Origin of the sequence: Mumia quercus (assembly GCF_025506335.1) — a bacterium.
Classification (GTDB): Bacteria; Actinomycetota; Actinomycetes; order Propionibacteriales; family Nocardioidaceae; genus Mumia; species Mumia quercus.
Genome location: NZ_JANZYO010000002.1, coordinates 294,223 through 319,028, shown reverse-complemented (window position 1 = coordinate 319,028; position 24,806 = coordinate 294,223). Strand labels below are relative to the sequence as shown.

General features: G+C 72.0%; 23 protein-coding genes. 14 read left to right on the top strand and 9 right to left on the bottom strand.

Going from position 1 to position 24,806, the window contains the following annotated elements; genetic code table 11:
* Window positions 1-3 precede the first annotated feature (3 nt).
* Complete coding sequence (locus NYZ95_RS04905; RefSeq protein ID WP_262849284.1) at window positions 4-840, bottom strand: aldo/keto reductase; 837 nt, start codon at window positions 838-840, stop codon at window positions 4-6.
* Window position 841: 1 nt separating this feature from the next.
* Window positions 842-1,279, bottom strand: a complete 438-nt coding sequence (locus tag NYZ95_RS04900) for a hypothetical protein (protein WP_262849282.1) — start codon at window positions 1,277-1,279, stop codon at window positions 842-844.
* A gap of 64 nt (window positions 1,280-1,343) precedes the next feature.
* On the opposite strand from NYZ95_RS04900, the gene NYZ95_RS04895 reads away from it, so the two are divergent.
* The 4 genes from NYZ95_RS04895 (at window position 1,344) to NYZ95_RS04880 (ending at window position 7,054) form a co-directional block, all read left to right on the top strand.
* A complete protein-coding gene (locus NYZ95_RS04895; RefSeq protein WP_262849280.1) occupies window positions 1,344-2,552 on the top strand; it encodes a cysteine desulfurase family protein in 1,209 nt (402 codons plus the stop codon).
* Window positions 2,552-3,661, top strand: coding sequence for a tRNA 2-thiouridine(34) synthase MnmA (mnmA, locus tag NYZ95_RS04890; protein ID WP_262849278.1), 1,110 nt, complete (start codon window positions 2,552-2,554; stop codon window positions 3,659-3,661). The genes NYZ95_RS04895 and mnmA overlap by 1 nt, the downstream gene beginning before the upstream one ends.
* Window positions 3,658-4,614 carry a uroporphyrinogen decarboxylase/cobalamine-independent methonine synthase family protein gene (locus NYZ95_RS04885; RefSeq protein ID WP_262849276.1) on the top strand — a complete coding sequence of 319 codons (957 nt, stop codon included), beginning with the start codon at window positions 3,658-3,660 and terminating at the stop codon, window positions 4,612-4,614. The genes mnmA and NYZ95_RS04885 overlap by 4 nt, the downstream gene beginning before the upstream one ends.
* Window positions 4,615-4,687: 73 nt before the next feature.
* Window positions 4,688-7,054, top strand: coding sequence for an Ig-like domain repeat protein (locus NYZ95_RS04880; protein WP_262849275.1), 2,367 nt, complete (start codon window positions 4,688-4,690; stop codon window positions 7,052-7,054).
* Here the strand turns inward: NYZ95_RS04880 and NYZ95_RS04875 are convergent.
* Window positions 7,041-7,676, bottom strand: a complete 636-nt coding sequence (locus NYZ95_RS04875) for a class I SAM-dependent methyltransferase (protein ID WP_262849273.1) — start codon at window positions 7,674-7,676, stop codon at window positions 7,041-7,043. The two genes, NYZ95_RS04880 and NYZ95_RS04875, sit on opposite strands and share 14 nt — an antisense overlap.
* Before the next feature lie 64 nt (window positions 7,677-7,740).
* On the opposite strand from NYZ95_RS04875, the gene ligA reads away from it, so the two are divergent.
* Window positions 7,741-9,879, top strand: a complete 2,139-nt coding sequence (gene ligA, locus NYZ95_RS04870; protein WP_372500453.1) for an NAD-dependent DNA ligase LigA — start codon at window positions 7,741-7,743, stop codon at window positions 9,877-9,879.
* 42 nt (window positions 9,880-9,921) lie between these two features.
* On the opposite strand, the gene NYZ95_RS04865 is transcribed toward ligA, so the two are convergent.
* On the bottom strand, window positions 9,922-10,905 hold the full coding sequence (locus NYZ95_RS04865; protein WP_262849272.1) for an Ig-like domain-containing protein: 984 nt from the start codon (window positions 10,903-10,905) through the stop codon (window positions 9,922-9,924).
* A 467-nt stretch (window positions 10,906-11,372) separates the two neighbouring features.
* Between NYZ95_RS04865 and NYZ95_RS04860 the strand changes: the two genes are divergently transcribed.
* From NYZ95_RS04860 to gatB, 4 genes are all read left to right on the top strand, one after another.
* Window positions 11,373-12,323 carry a hypothetical protein gene (locus NYZ95_RS04860; RefSeq protein WP_262849270.1) on the top strand — a complete coding sequence of 317 codons (951 nt, stop codon included), beginning with the start codon at window positions 11,373-11,375 and terminating at the stop codon, window positions 12,321-12,323.
* 74 nt (window positions 12,324-12,397) lie between these two features.
* On the top strand, window positions 12,398-12,700 hold the full coding sequence (gatC, locus tag NYZ95_RS04855) for an Asp-tRNA(Asn)/Glu-tRNA(Gln) amidotransferase subunit GatC (protein ID WP_262849268.1): 303 nt from the start codon (window positions 12,398-12,400) through the stop codon (window positions 12,698-12,700).
* A complete protein-coding gene (gene gatA / locus NYZ95_RS04850) occupies window positions 12,697-14,220 on the top strand; it encodes an Asp-tRNA(Asn)/Glu-tRNA(Gln) amidotransferase subunit GatA (RefSeq protein ID WP_262849266.1) in 1,524 nt (507 codons plus the stop codon). Before gatC ends, gatA begins: the two co-directional genes overlap by 4 nt.
* Window positions 14,217-15,731: an Asp-tRNA(Asn)/Glu-tRNA(Gln) amidotransferase subunit GatB gene (gene gatB, locus NYZ95_RS04845; RefSeq protein ID WP_262849264.1), complete on the top strand. Its 1,515-nt coding sequence runs from the start codon at window positions 14,217-14,219 to the stop codon at window positions 15,729-15,731. Before gatA ends, gatB begins: the two co-directional genes overlap by 4 nt.
* 11 nt (window positions 15,732-15,742) lie before the next feature.
* On the opposite strand, the gene NYZ95_RS04840 is transcribed toward gatB, so the two are convergent.
* The gene (locus NYZ95_RS04840; protein WP_262849956.1) at window positions 15,743-16,642 is read right to left on the bottom strand and encodes an alpha/beta fold hydrolase; all 900 of its coding nucleotides are present in this window, start codon (window positions 16,640-16,642) and stop codon (window positions 15,743-15,745) included.
* 71 nt (window positions 16,643-16,713) lie between these two features.
* Between NYZ95_RS04840 and NYZ95_RS04835 the strand changes: the two genes are divergently transcribed.
* Window positions 16,714-17,631 carry a 2-hydroxyacid dehydrogenase gene (locus tag NYZ95_RS04835; RefSeq protein WP_262849261.1) on the top strand — a complete coding sequence of 306 codons (918 nt, stop codon included), beginning with the start codon at window positions 16,714-16,716 and terminating at the stop codon, window positions 17,629-17,631.
* 3 nt (window positions 17,632-17,634) lie between these two features.
* Here NYZ95_RS04835 and NYZ95_RS04830 read toward each other — a convergent pair whose 3' ends face one another.
* Genes NYZ95_RS04830 through NYZ95_RS04820 form a run of 3 tightly spaced genes read right to left on the bottom strand, consistent with a single transcriptional unit; the run spans window position 17,635 to window position 20,014 of the window.
* Window positions 17,635-18,474 (bottom strand): oxygenase MpaB family protein, encoded by an 840-nt coding sequence (locus NYZ95_RS04830; RefSeq protein ID WP_262849259.1) that lies wholly within the window; start codon window positions 18,472-18,474, stop codon window positions 17,635-17,637.
* Window positions 18,475-18,499: 25 nt separating this feature from the next.
* A complete protein-coding gene (locus NYZ95_RS04825) occupies window positions 18,500-19,399 on the bottom strand; it encodes an ATP-grasp domain-containing protein (RefSeq protein ID WP_262849256.1) in 900 nt (299 codons plus the stop codon).
* 39 nt (window positions 19,400-19,438) lie between these two features.
* Window positions 19,439-20,014, bottom strand: a complete 576-nt coding sequence (locus NYZ95_RS04820) for a PadR family transcriptional regulator (protein WP_262849254.1) — start codon at window positions 20,012-20,014, stop codon at window positions 19,439-19,441.
* 52 nt (window positions 20,015-20,066) lie between these two features.
* Here NYZ95_RS04820 and NYZ95_RS04815 point away from each other — a divergent pair, with 52 nt between their 5' ends.
* The 3 genes from NYZ95_RS04815 to NYZ95_RS04805 all read left to right on the top strand — a co-directional run bounded on the left by NYZ95_RS04815 (window position 20,067) and on the right by NYZ95_RS04805 (window position 22,451).
* Window positions 20,067-21,152: a WD40/YVTN/BNR-like repeat-containing protein gene (locus NYZ95_RS04815; protein ID WP_262849253.1), complete on the top strand. Its 1,086-nt coding sequence runs from the start codon at window positions 20,067-20,069 to the stop codon at window positions 21,150-21,152.
* Between the two features lie 95 nt (window positions 21,153-21,247).
* On the top strand, window positions 21,248-21,865 hold the full coding sequence (locus NYZ95_RS04810) for a SatD family protein (RefSeq protein WP_262849250.1): 618 nt from the start codon (window positions 21,248-21,250) through the stop codon (window positions 21,863-21,865).
* 13 nt (window positions 21,866-21,878) lie between these two features.
* Window positions 21,879-22,451 (top strand): hypothetical protein, encoded by a 573-nt coding sequence (locus NYZ95_RS04805; RefSeq protein WP_262849248.1) that lies wholly within the window; start codon window positions 21,879-21,881, stop codon window positions 22,449-22,451.
* Window positions 22,452-22,493: 42 nt separating this feature from the next.
* Here NYZ95_RS04805 and NYZ95_RS04800 read toward each other — a convergent pair whose 3' ends face one another.
* A complete protein-coding gene (locus NYZ95_RS04800) occupies window positions 22,494-22,973 on the bottom strand; it encodes a DUF4234 domain-containing protein (RefSeq protein ID WP_262849246.1) in 480 nt (159 codons plus the stop codon).
* Between the two features lie 143 nt (window positions 22,974-23,116).
* On the opposite strand from NYZ95_RS04800, the gene ilvD reads away from it, so the two are divergent.
* Complete coding sequence (ilvD, locus tag NYZ95_RS04795; RefSeq protein WP_262849245.1) at window positions 23,117-24,805, top strand: dihydroxy-acid dehydratase; 1,689 nt, start codon at window positions 23,117-23,119, stop codon at window positions 24,803-24,805.
* The last annotated feature ends 1 nt before the right edge of the window (window position 24,806 follow it).

Here is a 24,806-nt window from a genome sequence, read left to right as displayed (position 1 = left end):
ATGTCAGGCCGCCGCGTCGAGCTCGGCCACGGTCTCGGCGTCGAGCACGAGGTCGGCCGCCGCCATGTTCTCCTCGAGGTGCGCGACCGAGCCCGTCCCCGGGATCGGCAGCATCACCGGCGAGGTCTGCAGCAGCCAGGCGAGGGCGACCTGCGCGGGCGTGGCGTCGTACGCCTGGGCGGCACGGGCGACCGGCCCGTCCTGCGCGGCGAGCTCGCCGGCGTCCACCGGTGCCCACGGGATGAAGCCGATGCCGTGCTCCGTGCAGTAGTCGAGGACGTCGGCCGAGCTGCGGTCGACGAGGTTGTAGCGGTTCTGGACCGTGACCACCGGGACGTAGCGCTGGGCCTCCTCGATGTCGGCGACGCTCACCTGCGACAGGCCGACGGCACGCACCTTGCCGTCCTCCCGGAGCTGCGCGAGCGTCTCGAACTGTTCCTCGCGAGGGGTCTTGGCGTCGATGCGGTGGAGCTGGAAGAGGTCGAGGACGTCGGTCCGCAGCCGGCGCAGGCTCATCTCGACCTGCTGCTGGAGGTATTCGCGGCGCCCGACCGGCCACCACTCGTCGGGGCCGGTCCGGACCAGGCCCGCCTTGGTCGCGATCCGCACGCCGGAGTCGTACGGCGCGAGCGCCTCGGCGAGGATCTCCTCGCTCACGTACGGCCCGTACGAGTCGGCGGTGTCGATGAAGTCGGCGCCGAGCTCGACGGCACGGCGGGCGACCGTGCGCGCGACCTCCCGGTCGGCAGGCTCTCCCCAGATGCCGGGACCGGTGAGGCGCATCGCGCCGAACCCGAGTCGGTTGACCGTGCCCAGTCCCTCGATGTCGAACGTGCTCATCTCACTCCTCGTCGCTGGCGGCGAGCGTCTCGTAGTACGCCCGTCCCGCAGGGTAGTAGGAGTCCCAGCCAGGTTCGACCTCTCCGGCGATCCGCGCGACGAGCCGGTCCAGCAGGTAGTCGCCGCGTGGTCCTCGCTCTCCCAGCATGGACGCGTCGACGTCGTGCAGCACCAGCTGGAGGTCGGTGGCCCCGTCGTCGCGCCCACGCAGGTAGACGTCCATGACCGCACCTTCGCCCGCACCTTCGCCCTCGCCGATGCGCACGGTCGCGTGCTCGGGCGGCTCGCTGGCGACCGCCGTGGCGTCGTCGTCGCCGAACGGGGGATCCGACATCGTCTGGTCCCAGGCCTGGGCAGGCGGCGCCGGGAGGATCCGGGTGTACACGATGTCCGCGTGGTCCTCGTGCCGGCGCATCCGTCCTGTGGGGAGGTGCTTCATCCACCCAGCCTGGCACCCGGCAGGCGTACGTACACGACAGGTGGCCGACTAGTCTGGATTCGTCATGACTTTCGCGCAGAGCCCGATCTCCTACCTCGACCACGCGGCGACCACGCCGATGGTTCCCGAGGCGATCGAGGCGATGAACGCGACGATGCTGCAGGGTGGCAACCCCTCGTCGTTGCACGGTTCGGGTCGGGCCGCCCGGCGTACGGTCGAGGAGGCCCGCGAGCTCGTCGGGCGGTTGCTGGGAGCCAGGCCCAGCGAGGTCGTCTTCTTGTCCGGCGGCACCGAGGCCGACAACCTCGCCGTCAAGGGCCTGTACTGGTCGCGGCGCACGGCCGACCCGGCGCGCCGCCGCGTGATCACCTCTGTCGTCGAGCACCACGCCGTGCTCGACCCCCTGACGTGGCTGGCCAAGGACGAGGGCGCGGTCGTCGACCTCGCCGCCGTCGACCGCGAGTGTCGTCTCGACCTCGACGCGTTCGGTGCCCAGCTCGAGCACATGCCTTCCGACGTGGCGCTCGTGAGCTGTATGTGGGCCAACAACGAGGTGGGGACGGTCCAGCCGGTCGCGGAGGTGGTCGCACGCGCCGCCGAGCACGGCATCCCGGTCCACAGCGACGCGGTCCAGGCGGTCGGCTACCTGCCGGTCGACTTCGCCGCGAGCGGGCTCGACGCGATGAGTGTCTCGTCGCACAAGATCGGCGGGCCGACGGGTGTCGGGGCGCTCGTCGTCCGCCGCGAGGTCGAGGCCGTCCCGCTGCTGCACGGTGGTGGGCAGGAGCGCGACCTGCGCTCCGGCACCCTCAACACGGCGGCGATCGCCGCGTTCGCCGCCGCGCTCGAGGTCACCGTCGGCCGGCGGGTCGCAGAGTCGGCACGCCTCGAGGCGCTGCGGCAGCGTCTCGTCGACGGACTCCGTACGGCCGTCCCGGAGGCGGTCGTCAACGGTGACCCGCAGGCGGGCCCGCAGCACCGCCTCCCGCACGTGGCGCACGTGACGTTCCCCGGGGCCGAAGGCGACTCGCTCCTCATGCTCCTCGACGCCCAGGGCATCGAGTGCTCCACTGGATCGGCCTGCACGGCGGGAGTCCCGCAGGCCAGCCACGTCCTCCTCGCTATGGGCATGGAGGAGCCCGCGGCACGCGGTTCGCTGCGCTTCAGCCTCGGGCACACGACCACCGAGGCCGACGTCGACCGGCTGCTGGCCGCCCTTCCCGGCGTGTACGAGCGGGCGTGCGCCGCCGCCCGCGTGGGGGTGAGGACCTGATGCGTGTGATCGCTGCGATGTCCGGCGGGGTCGACTCCGCCGTGGCTGCGGCACGGGCGAAGGACGCCGGGCACGACGTCACCGGCGTGCACCTCGCGCTGTCGCGCAACCCGAAGTCGTACCGGACCGGCGCCCGCGGCTGCTGCTCGATCGAGGACAGCAACGACGCGCGCCGCGCCGCCGACGTGATCGGCGTCCCGTTCTACGTGTGGGACATGAGCGAGGAGTTCCACGCCGACGTCGTCGAGGACTTCCTCGCCGAGTACACCGCGGGCCGCACCCCCAACCCGTGCCTGCGCTGCAACGAGAAGATCAAATTCGCCGCGGTGCTCGACCGTGCCCTCGCGCTCGGGTTCGACGCGGTCGTGACGGGCCACTACGCCCGGCTCGAGACCGGACCCGACGGGACGGTCGCGATGCACCGCGCAGTCGACCATGCCAAGGACCAGTCGTACGTGCTGGGTGTCCTCACCGCGGACCAGCTGGCGCACTCCCTCTTCCCGCTGGGCACCGACACGAAGGACGAGGTGCGCCGGGAGGCCGAGCGCCGTGGTCTCCAGGTCGCCCACAAGCCCGACAGCCACGACATCTGCTTCGTCGCCGACGGGGACACCCCGGGCTGGCTGCACGACAAGCTCGGCACCAAGCCCGGCGTGATCGTCGACGAGGAGGGCGAGGTCCTGCGCGAGCACGACGGCGCCTTCGCGTACACGATCGGGCAGCGCCGCGGGCTGCGGCTCGGTCGACCCGCCGCCGACGGACGTCCCCGTTTCGTGCTCGACATCGAGCCGGTCTCCGGCACCGTCACGGTCGGCCCGCGCGAGCATCTCGTGGTCGAGAAGATCGAGGGCATCCGCCCGCTGTGGTGCGCGACACCGCCGGCGGGTCGGGTGTCGTGCACCGTCCAGCTGCGTGCGCACGGCGACGAGCACCGCGCGACCGTGGAGGTCGAGTCCCGCGACGACGGCGACCGTGTCCACATCACCCTCCACGACCCCGCGTACGGGATCGCGCCGGGGCAGGCGGCCGTGCTGTACGACGGGAGTCGGGTCGTCGGGTCGGCGACCATCGCGGCGACGACCCGCGCCGCCACCGCAGGGCGCGCATGAGGGCCACCGGTGTCGGATCGATGCCGGGGGAGGACTTCCGCGGCGTCGTGCGCTTCGTGGTCGAGACCTTTGCCGGGCTCCCGTTCCTGCCCGAGCTCCCCGCCCGCGGCGACAGCGCCGGGATGGTCGCACGAGGCGCCGCCCTCCTCGACGGCCTCGGCGCCGACCTCCAGCCCGCGGGCTGGAGGTTGACGGACCGTCCAGGACTCGACCAGCGGAGGGCCCGCTCGCTGCTCGCGCACGACCTGGACGTCCTCGAGGAGGAGCTCCAGGGGTACGAGGGCGACCTGAAGATCCAGGTTGCCGGCCCGTGGACGCTCGCTGCGACGATGGAGCGACCCCGCGGCGACCGCATCCTCGCCGACCACGGGGCCCGCCGCGAGCTCGCCCAGTCGCTCGCGTCCGGGGTCGCCGACCATGTGGTCGAGGTGAGCCGCCGTGTCTCCGGCGCCTCGGTCCTCGTGCAGGTCGACGAGCCCGCACTGCGGGCCGTCCTCGACGGACAGGTCCCGACCGCCAGCGGGATCGGTCGGCACCGGCGCGTCCACGACCCGGAGGCGGATGAGGCGCTCGCCGAGGTCGTCCGGGGGATCCGTGGTGCCGGTGGCCGCCCGGTCGTGCACACCTGTGCGCCGGACGTTCCCGTCGCGCTGCTCGGCGGCGCCGGGTTCGCGGCGATCTCCTTCGACCTGGACCTCGTCGCCTCCACGTCGTACGACGCCTTCGCCGCCGTCTTCGAGGCCGGCGTCGACCTGTGGCCCGGCGTGGCCGCACCCCGCCAGGACGCGAGCGACGTACGTCGGCGGGTGGACAAGTTCTTCGCGGCGTTGGGCTTCGGAGAGGCCGACACGGTTCCGCGTGCGGTCGTCTCCCCGCCCTGCGGTCTCGCCCTGGACAGCCCTGACCAGGCACGACGCACGCTCGCTACTCTGGAAGAGGCGACGCGCCTCTGAGTCTTTCCGAGTCGCGGCTCGGAGAGGCTCACGTACCCTGCCTGGAGGGAACACACGGCTGGGGGAGCCCTCGATGACGTCTCGGACCAAGACCGCACTTGCCGTGCTGCCGACGATGGTGGCCGGTCTCGTCGCCGTACCGGTGATCGCGTGGAACGACGCGGTCGTCGTGGGGACGACACCCGATCCGCACCGCTACGCGCTCGCGGCGTACGCCGTCGACGGCGCGGACGCGGAGCCTCCGAGCACCGAACCTCCGGTCGAGGGAGCGCTCGCGCAGGACGGGACGCCCGCACCCGACCCGACCGACGAGGTGGCGACCGCGGTCGAGACACCCACGCTGCCCACCGACGAGTTCCGTGTCGCCGGGGTGACCTGGGACGCAGGCTCAGTCGACGGCGAGGTCCTCACCTACGTGCGGACGCGCGAGGAGAGCGGGTGGACCGACTGGTACCGCCTCGACGACGTCTCGGACGACGGTCCGGACCCCGGCTCGCGCGAGGCCGCCAAGGCCCGTGCCGGCACCGCTCCGCTGATCGTCGGCCCGTCGGACGCCGTCCAGGTGAAGGTCGCCACGGCCGACGGGGACGCCCCGGCCGACGTCCAGGTGGACCTGCTCGACCTCGGCACGACCACGACGACGAAGGAGTCGAAGCCGCTGGCGGCTGCGCAGGCCGCCACGCCGATGCCGACGATCCGCTCGCGCGCCGCGTGGGGGGCCGACGAGAAGATCCGCGACAAGTCCGCGCCGGACTACGGCAAGGTCCAGGGCGCCGTCGTCCACCACACGGCGGGCTCCAACTCGTACTCCAAGGCCGAGGTGCCCTCGGTGATCCGGGCGATCTACGCCTACCACGTGAAGGCGCTGAAGTGGCGCGACATCGGCTACAACGTCGTCGTCGACAAGTGGGGTCGCGCGTGGGAGGGCCGCTGGGGCGGACTCACGCGCAACGTCGTGGGCGCGCACGCGCTCAACAACAACTCGACGACCTTCGGCGTCTCGGTGCTCGGCAACTTCGAGTCCGCCGCCGCCTCGGCCGCCGTCGTCGAGACCGTCTCACGCGTCATCGCGTGGAAGTTCTCGCTCAACCACGTCGTCCCGACCGGCACCCGGACGTTCACCACCAACACCGGCAAGAAGGTCGTCAAGCCGAAGGTCGTCGGTCACCGCGACGTCGGTCAGACCGCCTGCCCGGGGCGCAACCTGTACGCGAAGATGGGCACCATCCGTACGCGGGTGAACGCCGTCATGAAGAACTCCGGCTTGAAGCCGACGATCAGCGCGTCCGCGGTCCCGACCACGTACACGGTCGGCGGCAACCGCACCGACGTCGCCGTCGCGGTCACCTCGTCCGGGCGGGTGCCGACCGGGTCCGTCCAGATCGTCGACACCGAGCGCGGCGACGTCCTGGGTGAGGCGACCCTCGACACGGCGGGCAAGGCCTCGATCAAGCTGCCGAAGCTCATGCATGCCGGCGCGCGGCGGCTGGCCGTCCTCTACAGCGGAGACTCCGCTGTGGCGTGGGGGCAGAGCGGAACCTTCGTCGTCACCGTGGTCCGGGCCGCCACCACGACCACCGCGACGTACGACAAGACGTCGGTGACCTCAGGTGACCAGGTGACCGCGCGCGTCCGGGTCGACGGGGCGAACGTGAAGCCACGCGGGACCGTGACGGTCCGGTCCGGCTCGACCGTGATGGGCCGGGCGTCGCTCACGCTGTCGTCGACCGGCGACTTCTCGACCGCCACCGTGCGACTGCGACGCGACCTCCGGGCGGGGACGCACCGGCTCGTCGCGCGCTACGACGGGCACTACGCGATCGCTCCTTCGTCGGCGACGCGCGCGGCGACCCTCGCGGTCGCGAAGGGCCGCAGCACGCTGTCGGCCTCGTACGTCGGCGTTCCGCGGTGGCGCGCGAAGCCGGTGCTGCGGGTGCGCGCCCGAGCCAACGGCCAGCACCCGACCGGGACGGTCGTCGTCCGGGAGGGCGGGACGGTCGTCGGCAAGAAGACGCTGTCCAGCGGCGTGGCCGACGTCCGGCTGACCGCCAGCCGCACCAAGCGGCGTACGGTCACGATCTCGTACGGAGGGTCGGCGAACCTCTACGCGGCACCGTCGATCGCGAAGACGGCGACCATCCACAAGGCGAAGATGAAGGTCACCCGCAAGCTCAGCGACAAGCGCGTCAAGCGGGGCCAGAAGGTCGTGCTGCGGGTCAAGGCGAAGGCGCCGGGATACACGCGCATCACCGGTCGCGTCTCGGTCTACCGCAGGGGCAAGGTGCTGCGTTCGGCGGCGATGACGAAGAGCCTCAAGAGCAAGGTGACGATCCGTATCCCGACCTCTAAGCGCGGGACGCAGAAGCTGCGGGTGCAGATCGTGCCGAACGGCTACGTCCTCCCGTACCGCTCGAAGACGCTGACGCTCAAGGTCCGCTGACCGGGCCGGGGCTGACGGCGACACCGAGCGACAGCGCGGCGAAAAACCTCGGGACGCCGTCGTCGTAGAAGGAGTCGACCGCGGCGAGCGTGAACCCGGCGGCGGTGATGCTGCCGACGATCTCGCGGGTGAGATGACAACCGCCGGCCACGCGCTTCTGGACCGGCTCGAGACGACGCTGCCAGCGGCGTACGGACGCGTCCGGGGCGAGTCCATGCTCGACGAAGTGGAGGGTGCCGCCGGGGCGCAGGACGCGGCGCAGCTCAGCGAGCGCGGCGTCGAGGTGGGGGATCGTGCACATCGTCCAGGTGCTCAGCGCCGCGTCCACCGACCCGTCGGCGAGCGGCAGCGCCTCGCCGTCGAGCCCGACCCGCCGGATCGGGACGGGGGACGCCTGGACGCGAGGCTGGGCAAGCCGCCACGCGAGGTCGGCCGGCTCGACGGCCGCGACCGAGCGTACGGCCGGAGGGTAGTAGGGGGTGTTGAGCCCGCTGCCGAAGCCGATCTCCACGACGTCGCCCGACAGCCCGTCGCACACCCGCTCGCGGGAGGCGACGGTGTTCTTCGTGCCGCAGGCGACGTCGACGAGGCGGGGGACCACGTGCTCCCGATACCAGCCCATCGCTGCCTCCTCCGGCCCCATTCTCCTCAAACCGCTGTCGGAGTCCAGAGGTAGATTGTCGCCCGTGCCCAGCATCGACGAACCCGACACGGATCAGCGCATCGAGAGCCCTCCCGACGAGGCTGCCGCACGCGCGCGCCACGCGGAGCTGAGCGAGCGCATCGAGCAGGCCCGCACCCGCTACTTCGTCGAGGACACGCCGACGATCTCCGACGCGGAGTACGACCAGCTCATGGTCGAGCTGCGCGAGATCGAGGAGGCGTTCCCTCAGCTGAGGACCCCCGACTCCCCGACGCAGACCGTCGGCGGCACGGTCTCCACCGCCTTCTCGCCGGTCCGCCACCGGCGCCGGATGGAGAGCCTCGACAACTGCTTCTCCTTCGAGGAGCTGGCCGCCTGGGGCGCGCGGGTCGAGAAGGAGGCCGGCACCGAGAGCGACTTCCTGGTCGAGCTCAAGGTCGACGGGCTCGCGATCAACCTCACGTACGAGGAGGGTCGTCTCGTCCGCGCGGCGACGCGCGGCGACGGCACCATCGGCGAGGACGTCACGGCCAACGTCCGGACCATCGAGGGCATCCCGCACCGGTTGAGCCCCTCGGGCGAGCACCCGGTGCCCGCGCTGCTTGAGGTGCGAGGCGAGATCTTCTTCCCGACGCAGGCCTTCGAGGAGTTCAACACCGCGTGGAGCGAGGCAGGCAACACGCCGTTCTCCAACCCGCGCAACGCCGCGGCAGGGTCACTGCGCCAGAAGGACCCGCGGGTCACCGCGACGCGTCCACTTCGGATGGTCTGCCACGGCATCGGTGACCGCGAGGGCTACGTCCCCGAGCGGCAGTCCGAGGCGTACGCGGCGCTCGCGGCGTGGGGTCTGCCGACCAGCGACCGGGTCAAGGTGCTGGCCACGATGGGTGAGGTCGAGGAGTTCATCGGCTACTACGGCGAGCACCGCCACGACGTCGAGCACGACATCGACGGCATCGTCGTCAAGGTCGACCAGATCGCGCTCCAGCGGGCACTGGGCTCGACGTCGCGGGCGCCCCGGTGGGCGATCGCCTACAAGTACCCGCCCGAGGAGGTCAACACCACGCTCCTCGAGATCCGCGTCAACGTCGGTCGTACGGGACGCGTCACCCCGTACGGCGTGATGGAGCCGGTCCTGGTGTCGGGCTCGACGGTGGAGATGGCGACGCTGCACAACGCCTCTGAGGTCGCACGCAAGAACGTCCGCCCCGGTGACACGGTGGTCCTGCGCAAGGCCGGTGACGTGATCCCCGAGATCGTCGGACCGGTGCTCGCGCTGCGCCCGGACGACGCCGAGCCGTGGGTGATGCCGACGACCTGTCCCTCGTGCGAGACGCCGCTGGCTCCCGCCAAGGAGGGTGACGCCGACCTGCGCTGCCCCAACACGCGCCACTGCCCGGCTCAGCTGCGCGAGCGGCTCTTCCACGTCGGCAGCAGGGGAGCGCTCGACATCGAGGTGCTGGGCTACGAGGCCGCCAGCGCGCTGCTCGACGCCGGGGTGCTCGAGGACGAGGGCCGCCTGTTCGCCCTCGGTGAGGACGACCTGCTGCGCGTCCCGCTGTTCACGCGCGCAGCCAAGAAGGCCGAGAAGGAGGCCGGTGCGGGCGACCGGGTGCTGTCGGCCAACGGGCGCCGGTTCCTCGACAACCTCGGCAACGCCAAGCAGCAGCCCCTGTGGCGCGTGATCGTCGCGCTGTCGATCCGGCACGTCGGGCCGACCGCTGCGCGGGCGCTCGCCGCCGAGCTCGGCAGCATGGACGCGATCCGGAAGGCCGACGTCGAGACGCTCGCCGCGGTCGACGGGGTCGGTCCCACCATCGCCGCCTCGGTCGCGGAGTGGTTCACCGTCGACTGGCACCGCGAGATCGTCGAGCAGTGGGCGGCGGCGGGCGTTCGCATGGCCGACGAGCGGGACGAGTCGATCACCAGGACCCTCGAGGGCCTGACCATCGTCGTCACCGGATCGCTCCAGGGCTTCACGCGTGACGAGGCGAAGGAGGCGATCCTCGCCCGCGGCGGCAAGTCCGCGGGGTCGGTCTCCAAGAAGACCAGCTTCGTCGTGGTCGGTGAAGCCGCCGGTTCGAAGGCCGCCAAGGCCGAGGAGCTGGGGCTGACGATCCTCGACGAGCAGGGGTTCGTGGACCTCCTGCGCGACGGTCCGCCGGCGGCCGCGGACGCCTGAGCCCAGGCGTCCGCGGTCCCGCGCGGCCTGCGGGCCTCGGGGTCAGCGCTTGACGACGCGCACGACCACCGTCCCCTTGGAGGAACGGACCGTGCTGCTGCCGGCGTACACGACGCGCAGCTTGTGCTTGCCTGCCTTCAGCGACTTCTTGCGCAAGGTGACAGAGGCCTTGCCGTGGGCGAGCCGCTTGGTGGCCAGCAGCTTCTTGCCCTTGTAGATGCGGACCGCGCCTGTCGCCGTACGCGACGACCGCACCGCGACCTTGACCTTGCCGGCCTTGCCGTAGGTGACCTTCTTGGCGCTGGCCTTCAGCGAGGAGGCGACCTTGGCGACGGCCGTCGGCTTCGGCGCGGGAGAAGGTGCCGGTGCCGGGCTGGGCAGCGTCGTGATCGGACCGACCATCAGGTCCAGCGTGTTGCCGTCGCCGCCCATGAGCGCGTTGAGCGCCCAGTTGCTCAGCGGGATCGTGAGGAACTTCGGGCAGCCCGAGATCTCGGGGATCGTGAAGGTCGCCTTCATCGGGAAAGCCTCGGTGAGGCTCAGCGGCTCGGTGCTGGTGAGCGTCGTCGAGATGACGTCGGTCTTGCAGTCGGGTCCACCGAGGTTGAGCTTGTCGGCCAGCGGGAGGTCGCTGCGGACCTCGGGCAGGGCGATGCGGAAGCTGGTGCGGGCCTCGATGTACCCGCCCTCGATGCTGCGGGCCTCGGTCTTGCCCACGGGCTCCAGCACCACGGTCGAGGTCGTGTCGCCGAGCACCGGGATGCCGAGCGCACGGACCTTCGCCGTGATCGGCGGGATCACCATGTCGCCGACGAGCAGGGGATCGCGGAAGATGTCGAGACTCCCGGCGAGCTGGGCGCCGGCCGGCATGTCGAGCACGGCGCCCCCGGCGAGCGGGTTCGCCAGAGAAGTCGTGCCGGTGATCGGCAGGACCACCTGGCTGTCGGCGTTCGCGGCCGGGGCGCCGGCGAGTCCGCCGGTCACGAGCGCGGCGGTCGCCAGAGCGGCGAGGACGGGCTTACGCATGTCTGTCCCTCCCAAGACGTGGCACCGGGGGCGGGGGCGCCCCAGCGCGTGCGAACGTGAGGTTACTGGTGAGTTGCACGGTTTGTCACTGGCCGCTTTCCGCTGCGGTGAGGGACCCGTGCGAGGGATGGACCGCGGGGTGTCCACAATGGAGCGCCACCCTTGCCCCCGGAGGATCGATGTCGCACCCGAACGGCCCCCGACCGCCCGTCCCTCCGCAGGGACCCCCGCCGCCGGGCTGGACTCCTCCGCAGGGGCCTCCGCCGCCGGGCTGGGCTCCTCCGCAGGGGGCTCCGCCGCAGGGCCCACCGCCGCAGGCGTGGGGCCCGCCACAGGCTCCGTACGGACCTCCCGGCCAGGGTCAGCCCGGTTATCCGCCGCACCCTGCGTACGGGGGTCAGGGATGGCCGCCTCCGCCCCAAGGTGGAGGCGGCGGCAACAGCCGACGCAACCTGGTCCTCATCATCGTGGGGGTCGTCGTCGCGCTCGCCCTCGTCGCTGCCGCCGTCGTGGTCGGGATCAGCGTCCTCAGCAAGGACTCGGAGTCGAACGAGTCCGGGTCGAACGAGTCCGGGTCGAGCTCCGGTGGATCCGAGAAGCCCGTCCCCGCCGGGGAGGGCGAGGCGTTGAGCGAGGGTGCAGTGGCGCGCCTGACGGCCGCGCTCGGCGAGCAGGACGGCTGGTCCTGCTACACCACGGTCGCCGGTTCCCTGGTGCGGTGCCACTACTTCGTCGCCGGCGAGGATCCGCAGCGCGCGACGCTGCGTGTGGACCTCGCTGACGGGGCCATCACCAACGTGGAGCTCGCCGCGTTCCTCGTCGACGACCCGGCCTCGGTCACCAAGGTCGCTGCGACGGTGGTCGGCGACACGCTGCTCGACGGCCGGGGGCAGGCGCTCGCGGAGGCCGCAGCTGCGGAGGGTGAGCTCGGCTCCAGCGCGCTCGGGGCCGACGCCTCCTTCACCACGTACGGCGAAGGATTCCAGCTCCGGGTCGGCGACGCGCCTGTCACGCCGGCCGGCGGCCCGTCGCCGGCGAGCACCGCGACGCTGGAGCCGAAGCTCGAGGCCAGAGGATTCTCCTGCGAGCGCGACGACGCCGAGACGCTCTCGTGCGAGAAGACCGACGGGGGTGCGTCCGTCCGCGTGCTCGGCATCGACCTCGAGGCGGAGGTGGCCGGGTGGACGGTCTCGGCCCGCGGCGCCTCGTACGACGCGCCGCTCGGCGAGAAGGATGCCCGTGCCGTCGTGGCGCAGGAGCTGGTCGCCCTCGGCCTCAGCGACGACGCCGGCGCGACGTGGGTGGCGGCTGCCGCGGACCGGCAGCACGGTGACTTCGCGGGGTACGTGCTGGAGTTCGGTGTCTACACGTCCGGTCAGGACGCGAGCGTGGTGGCGTCGGTGCGGCAGGTCCGGTGACCGTACGGGGCCGGTGCGGGGCGACGCCCTAGGATGGATCGGTAATCCCCACCCACGCTCGAAGGGACTCTCCGTTGTCCGACGGGATCTCGCGCGCTGACGTCGCCCACCTGGCGAACCTCGCGCGCATCGACCTCACCGACGCCGAGCTCGACCGGCTCACCCCGGAGCTCACGGTCATCCTCGAGTCCGTCGCCCAGGTGGCGGAGGTCGCCGACGCCGACGTGCCGCCCACCTCGCACGCCGTGCCGCTGTCCAACGTCTTCCGCGAGGACGTCGTCACGCCCGGGCTGACGCCGGAGCAGGCGCTCGCCGGAGCACCGGCGGTCGAGCAGCAGCGCTTCGCCGTGCCGCGGATCCTCGGGGAGGACGCATGAGCACCATCCGCCTGAGCGCCGCCGAGATCGCCGAGAAGCTCGCCGCGGGCGAGGTCTCGTCGGCCGAGGTCACGCAGGACCACCTCGACCGGATCGCCGCCGTCGACGGTGACCTCAACGCCTTCCTCGCCCTCGACCCCGAGGGTGCGCTCGCGACCGCGCGCGACGTCGACGCGCGCCGCGCGGCGGGCGAGCAGCTCCACCCGCTGGCCGGGGTGCCGATCGCCGTCAAGGACGTCGTCGCCACGGAGGGGATCGCCACCACCGCAGGCTCGAAGATCCTCGAGGGCTGGGTGCCCCCGTACGACGCGTTCCTGACTCGCCGCATCCGCGCCGCCGGCCTGCCGATCCTCGGCAAGACCAACATGGACGAGTTCGCGATGGGCAGCTCCACCGAGCACTCCGCGTACGGCCCCACCCGCAACCCGTGGGACCGTGACCGCATCCCCGGCGGCTCCGGCGGCGGCTCGGCCGCGGCCGTCGGCGCGTACGAGGCTCCGCTCGCGATCGGCACCGACACCGGCGGCTCGATCCGCCAGCCGGCCGCCGTCACCGGCACCGTCGGCGTGAAGCCCACGTACGGGGGCGTGTCGCGCTACGGCCTGATCGCGCTGGCGTCGTCGCTGGATCAGGCGGGCCCGGTCACGCGGACCGTCCTCGACGCCGCGCTGCTGCACGAGCTGATCGGCGGGCACGACCCGCTCGACTCCACGAGCATCGACGCACCCGTGCCGCCCGTGGTCGAGGCCGCTCGGCGTGCTGACGTCTCCGGACTGCGCATCGGCATCGTCCGCGAGCTCGGTGGCGAGGGCTACCAGGCAGGCGTGCGCGCGCGCTTCGACGAGGCCGTCGCGCTGCTCACGAAGGCCGGCGCCGAGATCGTCGAGGTCTCGTGCCCGAGCTTCGCGTACGCGCTGTCGACGTACTACCTGATCCTCCCGGCCGAGGCGTCCAGCAACCTCGCGAAGTTCGACGCGATGCGGTACGGCCTGCGGGTCAACCCGTCGGGCGTCGCGGCCCCGAGCGCCGAGCAGGTGATGGCGGCGACCCGCGAGGCCGGCTTCGGCGACGAGGTGAAGCGCCGCATCATCATCGGCACGTACGCGCTGTCGAGCGGCTACTACGACGCGTACTACGGCTCCGCGCAGAAGGTCCGCACGCTCATCGCGCAGGACTTCGCCCGCGCGTTCGAGCAGGTCGACGTGCTCGTCTCGCCGACGTCGCCGACGACGGCGTTCCCGCTGGGGAGCAAGCTCGACGACCCGATGTCGATGTACCTGCAGGACGTCGCCACGATCCCGGCGAACCTGGCCGGCATCCCGGGCCTCTCGCTGCCGGTCGGCGTCACCGACGAGGACGGGCTGCCGGTCGGCATGCAGGTCCTCGCGCCTGCGATGGCCGACGACCGTCTCTACAACGTCGGAGCCGCCCTCGAGCGGCTGCTGCTCGAGCAGTGGGGGGCGCCGCTGCTGAGCCGTGCACCCGAGCTCGTCGCGACGCCCCAGGAGGAGAGCAAGTGACCGCCACCCGTACGGAGCTGGTCCCGTTCGACCAGGCGCTCGAGACGTACGACCCCGTGATGGGGCTCGAGGTCCACGTCGAGCTCAACACCGCGTCGAAGATGTTCTGCGGATGCTCGACCGTGTTCGGCGCGGAGCCCAACACGCAGGTCTGCCCGACCTGCCTCGGGCTCCCCGGAGCGCTTCCCGTCGTCAACGGCAAGGCCGTCGAGTCGGCGATCCGGATCGGGCTGGCGCTGAACTGCTCGATCGCGCCGTGGTCGCGTTTCGCCCGGAAGAACTACTTCTACCCGGACATGCCGAAGAACTTCCAGACGTCGCAGTACGACGAGCCCATCGCGTACGACGGCTGGACCGAGGTGACGGTCGAGACCGACGAGGGGCCGCAGGTCTTCCGCGTCGACATCGAGCGTGCGCACATGGAGGAGGACACCGGCAAGTCGCTGCACGTGGGCGGCGCGACGGGCCGCATCCACGGTGCCGACTACTCGCTGGTCGACTACAACCGTGCCGGCATCCCGCTGATCGAGATCGTCACGAAGCCGATCGTCGGCGCCGGCAAGTACGCCCCGCAGGTCGCGCGTGCGTACGTCGCCCACCTGCGCGAGCTCGTCAAGGCGCTCGACGTCTCCGACGCCCGGATGGAGCAGGGGTCCATGCGCTGCGACGTCAATCTCTCGCTGATGCGCAAGGACGCCGACGTCTTCGGGACCCGCTCGGAGACCAAGAACGTCAACTCGCTGCGCTCGGTGGAGCGGGCGGTGCGCTACGAGGTCGAGCGGCACGCGGGCGTTCTCGACTCCGGCCAGAAGATCGTCCAGGAGACGCGTCACTGGCACGAGGACACCGGCGTCACGACGTCGGGCCGTGAGAAGTCCGACGCCGAGGACTACCGCTACTTCCCCGAGCCCGACCTTGTCCCGGTCGCGCCGTCGGAGGAGTGGATCGAGGAGCTTCGCGCGACCCTGCCCGAGCCGCCGGCCCAGCGCCGCGCGCGCCTGCAGGGGGAGTGGGGCTACTCCGACCTCGAGATGCGTGACGTCGTGGGCGCGGGTGCGCTCGACCTCATCGAGGCGACGGTCGCCGCGGGTGCGAGCCCGACGGCCGCCCGCAAGTGGTGGCTCGGCGAGCTCGCCCGTCGCGCGAACGACACCGGCACGCCGATCGACGCGCTGGGCGTGACGCCCGCGCACGTCGCCGAGGTGCAGGCGCTCGTCGACGCCAAGCGGATCAACGACAAGCTCGCCCGCCAGGTCTTCGACGGGCTCGTCGCCGGGGAGGGGACGCCTGAGGAGATCGTGGTGGCCCGCGGGCTCGAGGTCGTCTCGGACGACGGCGCGCTCACCGCAGCGGTCGAGCGTGCGATCGAGGCCAACCCGGACGTCGCCGCGAAGATCCGCGACGGCAAGGTCGCGGCCGCCGGTGCGCTGATCGGTGCCGTCATGAAGGAGATGCGCGGACAGGCCGACGCCGGTCGCGTCCGCGAGCTCATCCTCGACAAGCTCGCCTGACCGCTCGCGAGTCAGGAAGGGACCCGGCGGAGGAGGGCGAGGAGCTCGGCGTGTACGGCCTCGGGATGCTCGAGGGTCACGAAATGGGACGCGCCGAGCTCGACGTACCGTGCCCCCGCGATGCGGTCGGCGGCGGTGCGCATCGAGCGCGCTCCGGCGAAGACGTCCCAGCGACCGCCGATCAGCGTCGTCGGCTGGGTGACCTTCGACAGGCTCACCCGCGGGTGCCGCGCCGCGTGCCGGGCGAGATGGGTGTACCAGCGCCACTCGAGGGCGAAGAACGCCGTGAGCGTCTCCGCCGCCGCCTCGGGGTCGGCCTTCGGGAGCATGAGGCCGGTGTAGCGCGCGAGGTCGAACAGGTACGGCACCTGGTGGAACCGCTGCGTCACCGGGTTGAGCGCCGGACCCGCCACCTGGGCGAGCCGGACGACAGACAGCGCGGTCGCGCGGGCGACCGGTCCGGGCAGTCGTGCCGGACCGAGCATGGTCGCGAACGTGTCGCCGGGGACGCCTGCGACACCCAGCACGGCGTCGACCCGCTCAGGCCACCTCACGGCGAGCTCGAACGCGAGGTTGACGCCGATCGACCAGCCCACGACCGTGGCGTGCTCGATCTCGAACGCGCGCATCACGGCGAGCGCGTCCTCGAGGTGGGCGTCGACGTCCACCCGCGTACGGTCGCGAGGACGCTCGGAGCCGCCGATGCCGCGGTGGTACCACGAGACGACCCGCACGCCGCAGTCTGGCTCGAGCAGCGCCGGCCACGCGTACGGGCTGGTGCCGAGGCCGTTGCAGAGCAGCACCGTCGGCCCGTCGGCGCCGTTGGTCCACGCACGGATGCGGGTGCCGTCGTCGCTGAGCACGTCGTGGTGCTGGACGCGAGGCGTCGGTGTCGTCGTCGACACGCGCATTCTCACCCTTCAACGTTACAGGACCGCTGTCGCAGTCTTGGTGTCACCGGCCCGCCTCTAGGGTGTTCCCCATGCCGCTCGTCCTGTCTCCGTTCGCCCCCGACGCCTTCGAGGTCCCGCCTGGTGTCGACCTCGTCTCCTACTCCGGCGCGACCGCCGACCTGCCCTCGGACGACGTGCTCGCCGACGTGACGATGTGGGTCTTGCCGTACGACCTGTCCGCCGACCTGCGGTCCACCACGTCGCGGATGCCGCGGCTGGAGGTGATCCAGGCCCAGTCGGCCGGTACGGACGGGATCGTCGCGCAGATCCCTGACGGCGTGCGGCTGTGCAACGCCCGCGGCGTCCACGACGCGGCGACCGCCGAGCTCGGCGTCGGGCTGATCCTCGCCTCGCTGCGCGGGATCCCGGCGTTCGTCCGGGCGCAGGACGAGCAGCGCTGGCTGGCGTACCGGTGGTGGGACGCGCTCGCCGACAAGACCGTGATGATCGTCGGGTACGGGAGCATCGGGCAGGCGCTGGAGAGGCGGCTCGCCGGCTTCGAGGTGGACGTCGTACGCGTGGCGCGGCGTGCCCGTGACGGGGTGCACACCACGTCCGAGCTTCCCGACCTCCTCCCGTCTGCCGACGTCGTCGTGCTGCTGACACCGCTGACCGACCAGACGCGACACCTCGCCGACGCCGGGTTCCTCGCGGCGATGAAGGACGGCGCCCTCCTCGTCAACCTCGCGCGCGGACCCGTCGTGGACTCCGACGCTCTCCTCGCCGAGGTGGAGACCGGTCGTCTCCGGGCGGCGCTCGACGTGACGGACCCGGAGCCGCTCCCGCCGGGGCATCCGCTGTGGAGCGCCCCGGGGGTGCTGATCAGCCCGCACGTCGCAGGCGGGACGACAGCGATGCGTCCGCGCATGCTCGCGCTCGTCCAGGAGCAGGTCAGGCGGCTGGCCGCCGGTGAGGAGTTGGCCAACGAGGTGCCGCTCGGGCGTTGAGCGTCAGCTCGGCGGCCGCATCGCCCACCGGATCGTCCGCGTGGCAGCGCCGCCTGCCGCGCGGAACGCGGTGCCCTCGACGATCGGCAGCCACGGCAGGCGCAGCGGTCGGCGCGCCCACACCGGCAGCAGGCCGACGGCGGCCGCGCCGAGCGCCGTGTAGCCGGGACGCAGCGACCACGGCACCGGCGGGGTCAGCAAGATGAACCGCGCCGCCTCACGGGCGGCCGCCGTCGAGGCGAGCTCGGGCCGGAACGCCTCCAGCCGGGACGCCAGCCCGTCGGTGTCGGTCGGTGGGTCGTCCGCGCCGAGCGCGTACGCGACCTCCGCCGCCTGGGCGACGTAGGTGTCGCGCTCGGACCGGCTGAGGCGGCGCGCGCCGTAGCGGTCGTGAGCCCGCAGGAAGCTGTCGACCTCCGCGACGTGCACCCACGTCAGCAGGTGAGGGTCGTCGGCGGCGTACGGTCGCCCGTCCGGTGCCGTGCCGCGGACCCGCCCGTGGATCGCCCGGACGATCCGCACCGCCCGCTCCGACGTCTCGACCGTGCCGAATGTCGTCTCGGCGATGAAGCCGCTCGTGCGTTGGAGCCGGCCCCATGGGTCGCCCCGGTAGCCGGAGTGCTGATCCACCGCCGCCATCGCCAGCGGGTGCAGCGACTGGAGGAGCAGCGCGCGGATGCCGCCGACGAACATCGACGCGTCGCCGTGGACCGCCCAGATCGGGTCGTCGGGTCCGAAGCGTCGCGGCCCCTCGTCGCCGTGGATGCGCGCACGTCGGCCCGCGCCGTCGTCTCCGGCGACGCGGGAGAAGACTGCCTCCGCGAGGACCTCTCGGACGCTCATGGAGCCAGCGTACGGGCGGGTTCCGTCAGACGCGGCCCATCGAGGTCACCGACGCGGTCACGGCGCGCGCGAACGTCTCCGCGGCACCCTCGACGCAGGGGAGGAAGAGTGCCGGCTCCGTGAGCTCCAGCTCGATGACCTGTGGCTTGCCGTCGGCGCCCGTGACGAGGTCGACCCGCGCGTACAGGAGGTCGAGTCCGCCGCCCAGCGCCTTGCGCGCGGCCCGCAGCGCCTGCCCGGCCACGGTGAGCTGGTCGGCAGTCGGCGTCGTGGGGGTGAGGCGCTCGCGGGCGTCGCGGTTGTCGCGCACACCCTCACCGGGCGCGAGCATCGCGCCCTTCATGACCGCGTGCGAGAACTCTCCTCCGGCGAACAGCAGCGCCGTCTCGCCCTCCGCGTCGACCGACGCCACGTACGGCTGGAGCATGGAGGTCCGCCCGGCGGCGACCAGCTCGCGGCTGTGCGCGAGCGCGCTGGCCGCGTCCGCCCAGCGGCCGGTGTCGGCCGAGCCTGCCGAGACGGCCGGCTTGACGACCCACTCGACGTCGTCGACGGCGATCCCGAGCGCGGCCGCGTGGGCGGCGAGCGCCTCCTCGTCGGTTACGTCCCACGCCGTCGGGATCACCGGGCAGCCGTGGACGGCGAGGTCGCGCAGGTAGGTCTTGTGGGTGTTCCACGTGAGCACGTCGGCGCGGTTGCGCAGGCGCGGGACCTGTCGCGCCCACGCGAGGAACTCGTCGCGGCGCGGCGTGTAGTCCCATGTCGTCCGCACGACCGTCAGCGCGTAGCGGTGCCAGTCGACGTCGGGGTCGTCCCAGACCTCGACACCGACCTCGTGGCCCAGGGCGACGAGCGCTTCGCTCAGCAGCTTGATCTCGGGGTCGTCGGTCGTGGTGGCGGCGCTTGCCAGGGCGATGAGGGCCACGGTGATCCTTCGTGCGGGACTGCAGGGACGGGTACGACGCTACGTGACGGGTCCACCGTCACCGTCAGCCACCTGCTTGCGCAGGTCTTCGGAGATCGCGCGCTCGCTGGCGAAGTAGGCGAGTCCCCACTCGGCGACACGCGCCGGTGAGCGCAGCCGCGCGTCGTCGCCGAGCATCTCCCGTACGGCCCGCAGCTCGGTCGTACGCTCCTCGAGCTGGGCGATGTAGGTGGCCAGCCAGCGCTCGACCTGCTCGGGCTCGACCATGTGGCCGAACATGAGGCGCAGGGCGACCGGGTGCTTGAGGACGGGGAAGTCCGGCTCGCTCGTGGTGAGCCAGGTCAGGAGCCGCTCGCGTCCGGCGTCGCTGAGGGCGTACCGGCGGGTGCTGCGGCGTCCGGTGCCCTCTTCGGTCACGTCGACGAGCCCGAGGCGGTCGAGCCGGGCCAGCTCGGTGTAGATCTGGCTGGTCGCGGGGGAGACCCAGTAGTAGCGCATGGTGAAGTCGCAGCGCTGCTTGAGCTCGTAGCCGGTCAGTCCCTCCGCAGGGTCGTCGGGGTCGAGCGCGAGCAGTCCGAGGAGCGCGTACGAGGTCGTTGACAGGTCTGCCGCCATGTCCCTAGCGTAGCGAGTATTCCAATTAGGAATACGGCGTGAGGAGGGCGTGATGGGCACGGTGCTGCTGATCGGGACACGCAAGGGACTCTGGATCGGCCGCTCCGGCGACCGCGTCTCGTGGGAGCTGGAGGGTCCGCACTTCCCGATGACCGCCGTCTACGCGACGTGCATCGACACCCGCGGCGACCGCCCGCGCCTGCTGGTCGGGACGATGAGCGAGCACTGGGGTCCCCAGGTCAGCTGGTCCGACGACCTCGGAGCGACGTGGTCGGAGACGCCCGGGGGCGGCGTCCGCTTCCCCAACGGGACGGACGCGGCGCTCGAGCAGGTGTGGCAGCTCACGCCGGGGGTGCAGCCCGACGAGGTGTGGGCGGGGACGCAGCCGTCCGCGCTGTTCCGCTCGACCGACCGAGGGGAGACGTTCACGCTCGTGCAGGGCTTGTGGGACCACCCTCACCGCCCCGAGTGGGGTGCGGGATTCGGCGGACAGGCAATCCACACGATCGTTCCCGACCCGGCGGACCCGGCGCGGGTGACGGTCGCTATGTCGACTGGTGGGGTCTACCGCACCGAGGATGCGGGCGCGTCGTGGTCGCCTCACAACACGGGCATCTCGGCCTACTTCTTCCCCGACCCGTGGCCGGAGTTCGGCCAGTGCGTCCACAAGGTCGCGATGCACCCGTCGCGCCCGGACATGCTCTACGCGCAGAACCACCACGGCGTCTACCGCTCCGACGACGGCGGCGACTCGTGGACCTCGATCGCCGAGGGGCTCCCGAGCGACTTCGGGTTCCCGATCGTCGTCCACCCCGGCCGTCCGGAGACCGTGTACGTGTTCCCGCTGGTCGCCGACTCCGACCGCATGCCTCCCGGAGGGGCGCCTCGCGTGTGGCGTTCGGACGACGCGGGCCGGACGTGGCGCGAGCTTGGCAAGGGGTTGCCCGAGACCTCGTACGCCGCCGTGATGCGGGACGCGTTCAGCGCTGACGACGGGCCGGCCCACGGCCTCGCGGCCGGTCTCTACCTCGGCGCCCGGGACGGGTCCGTCTTCGCGAGCGACGACGAGGGCGAGTCGTGGCGCGAGGTGGCCTCGCACCTTCCCGACGTGATGAGCGTGCGTGCTGCTCTGGTCTGAGGACACCGACCGTCAATGATGGTAGATTGATCACAGGCAATCAATCAACGGCAGTTGATCCTTTCTGATCAATGCCTCACCATTGAGGAGCCGCGATGTACGTGATGACGCTGGATCAGCGCGGCAGCCGCCGCGGGAACGACGCGGTCCCGGAGCTGCTGGAGGACCTGGCCACCACGGTCGAGCCCGTCCGTGCCTTCGAACGCACCGCGGGCGACGAGGTCCAGGGCCTCCTCGACTCCCCGGACGACGTGGTCCGTGTCGTGGTCCGCGCGCTGCGCGACGGCCGTTGGTGGATCGGAGTCGGCGTCGGGGAGGTCGAGGGGCCGCTCCCGGCCACGACGCGAGCCGGCCGCGGCCCGGCGTACGTCCGAGCCCGTGCGGCGGTCGAACGGGCCAAGGTCGAGCCGCAACCCGTGGTGGTCCGCGCGGAGGAGGGGGAGCTGGCCGAGGACGCCGAGTCCGCGCTCTGGCTGCTCGCGAGCCTGCTGGGGCGCCGCAGCGAGGCCGGCTGGGAAGCCGTCGACGCGATGGGGCATGCCGGCTCACCGCACCCGCCGACGCAGCGGGAGGCGGCCAGCGCCCTCGGCATCTCCGCACAGGCGATGAGTCGCCGACTCGCGGTTGCGGGGTGGACCGAGGAGCGTCGGGGTCGTACGCTCGCCGCGCGCCTGTTGGCCGCGAGCGACCCCGAGCAGAAGGCGAGTCGATGAGGACGGACCCCGGATGACCGCGTACGTGATCGTGATCGCCGCTGCGGCGGTGGCCCTCGTCGGGTGGGCGTTCGCGCGCACGACGACGGTACGGCTCGTCACCGGGGGAGGGCTCGCCGTCGCGCTCGCACTGGCGGTCGTCGCCACGATCTTCGAGGACCCCGTCACCGGCTCACGCCACGACGTCCTGGTGCTCTTCGCTCTCGTGCTCGCCGTGTGCGGCGGAGCGGTGGTGACCACGGCCGCGTTCGAGGCGATCGACTCCGGTCGCCCGGCCGAGCCCGAGGGTGCGACCGTCAGGGCGGCTGCCGAGGTCCTGCGAGGGGGTGCCTGGATCGGCGCGCTGGAGCGGCTCGCGGTGTTCGGTGCGCTGGCCGCCCGGTGGCCGGAGGGCGTCGCGATCGTGCTCGCCGTCAAGGGGCTCGGACGCTACCCGGAGCTGCGCGCGCAGGAGACCGCCCGACCGCGCGGCGTCCCGCACTCCGGCGCTGCCGAGCGCTTCATCATCGGGACGATGGTCAGCGTGATCTGGGCGGTCGCGTGCGTCTACGTCGCGTACGCGCCGTACGTCCTCGACGCACGCTGAGCCCGGCGTCCCGCCCCGAGGCGAGAGCGCCGGTCCCGTACGTCAGGAGGCGCCGAGCGAGCGCCAGTACGCGTTGAGCGTGCCGTTGGTCTTGACGAACCACACGATCGGGCCGATGACGATGAAGCTGCCCGGGAAGTACCACAGCCCCGTCGCGCCGCTGACCGGCTTGCGCTCGCCGCGGCGCTCGTACAGCCCGCCGACCTCGCTCGAGCTGACGAAGGCCATGACGAACGGGACGAAGATCGCGAGGATCAGGGCGACGGGGCCGCCCACGCCGGCGCCGCTGTGCCGCTTCATCTCGTTGTGCGTCTTGAACCACCAGACCCACGTGTAGATGCCGAAGGTGATGATCGCGAGGAGGATGCAGATGCCGGTGGAGCGCACGTTGCCGAGAGGGCCGTGCGACGGCGGCGGCGCGTACGCCACGGAGGCGCCGGGCGCACCTGCCGGGGGCGCAGCCGCGGCGTAGGAGCCGGGGGGTGCCTGCGGGTGGGGGGTCTGAGCGGGGGTGTCGTTCACAGCCGTCCTTCGTGAGGTCCGTCTACAGGGTCGAACGGACCGTAGCGGCCGGAGCGGTCACGGGGACGGGTTTTCGCAGAGCGTCTTCTCGCGGAGCGGTCCCGCGGGTCACGACGCTGCGCGACGGTCGTAATCTTGCATACATGGCCTCCGAGACTCCCGACATCAAGCCGCGCAGCCGCGACGTCACCGACGGACTGGAGAGCGCCGCGTCGCGCGGCATGCTCCGGGCAGTCGGCATGGGCGACGAAGACTGGGAGAAGCCCCAGATCGGCGTCGCCTCCAGCTGGAACGAGATCACGCCCTGCAACCTCTCCCTCGACCGACTGTCGGACGCGGTGAAGAACGGCGTGCACGCGGCGGGTGGCTACCCGCTGGAGTTCGGGACCATCTCGGTCTCCGACGGCATCTCGATGGGTCACGAGGGCATGCACTACTCGCTCGTGTCGCGCGAGGTCATCGCCGACTCCGTCGAGACGGTGATGATGGCCGAGCGGCTCGACGGGTCGGTCCTGCTGGCCGGCTGCGACAAGAGCCTGCCGGGCATGCTGATGGCGGCCGCGCGGCTCGACCTGTCCAGCGTCTTCCTCTATGCGGGCTCGACGATGCCGGGCCAGGTCGACGGCAAGGACGTCACGATCATCGACGCGTTCGAGGCGGTCGGTGCCTGCCTCAAGGGCCTGATCTCGCGAGACGAGGTCGACCGCATCGAGCGCGCGATCTGCCCGGGGGAGGGTGCCTGCGGCGGCATGTACACCGCCAACACGATGGCGTCCGTCGCCGAGGCGCTCGGGATGTCGCTGCCCGGCTCGGCTGCGCCGCCGGCCGTCGACAGCCGCCGCGACGGGTTCGCCCGCCGCTCGGGCGAGGCCGTCGTCAACCTGCTCCGCCAGGGCATCACGGCCCGCCAGATCCTCACCAAGCCGGCCTTCGAGAACGCGATCGCGGTGGTCATGGCCCTCGGCGGCTCGACCAACGCGGTGCTCCACCTGCTCGCGATCGCGCGCGAGGCGGAGGTCGACCTCACCCTCGCCGACTTCGTCCGGATCGGGGAGAAGGTCCCGCACCTCGGCGACCTCAAGCCGTTCGGCCGCTACGTGATGAACGACGTCGACAAGGTCGGCGGCATCCCCGTGATCATGAAGGCGCTGCTCGACGCGGGCCTGATGAACGGCGACACCCTCACGGTCACCGGCAAGACGATGGGCGAGAACCTCGCCGAGCTCGTCACGACCGCGGTCGACGGCGACGTGATCCGCAAGCTCGACAACCCGATCCACGCGACCGGCGGCCTCACGATCCTCGAGGGCACGCTGGCGCCGGAGGGTGCCGTCGTCAAGAGCGCGGGCTTCGACGAGACCGTCTTCAGCGGTACCGCGCGCGTCTTCGACGGCGAGAAGGCGGCGATGGCTGCCCTCGCTGACGGCACGGTGACCGCGGGCGACGTCGTCGTCATCCGCTACGAGGGCCCCAAGGGCGGTCCGGGCATGCGCGAGATGCTCGCCATCACCGGCGCGATCAAGGGGGCGGGCCTCGGCAAGGACGTCCTCCTGCTGACCGACGGCCGCTTCTCGGGCGGCACGACCGGCTTGTGCGTCGGCCACGTCGCGCCGGAGGCGGTCGACGGCGGTCCGATCGCGTTCGTCGCCGACGGCGACCCGATCACCCTCGACGTGGCGAACCGTCGCCTCGACGTCGAGATCGATCCCGACGAGCTCGCGCGCCGCAAGCAGGGATGGGCCCCGAAGCTTCCGGTCGTCCCGCCGCGAGGCGTCCTCGCGAAGTACGCCAAGCTCGTCGGCTCCGCGGCCGACGGCGCCGTCCTGGGGTGAC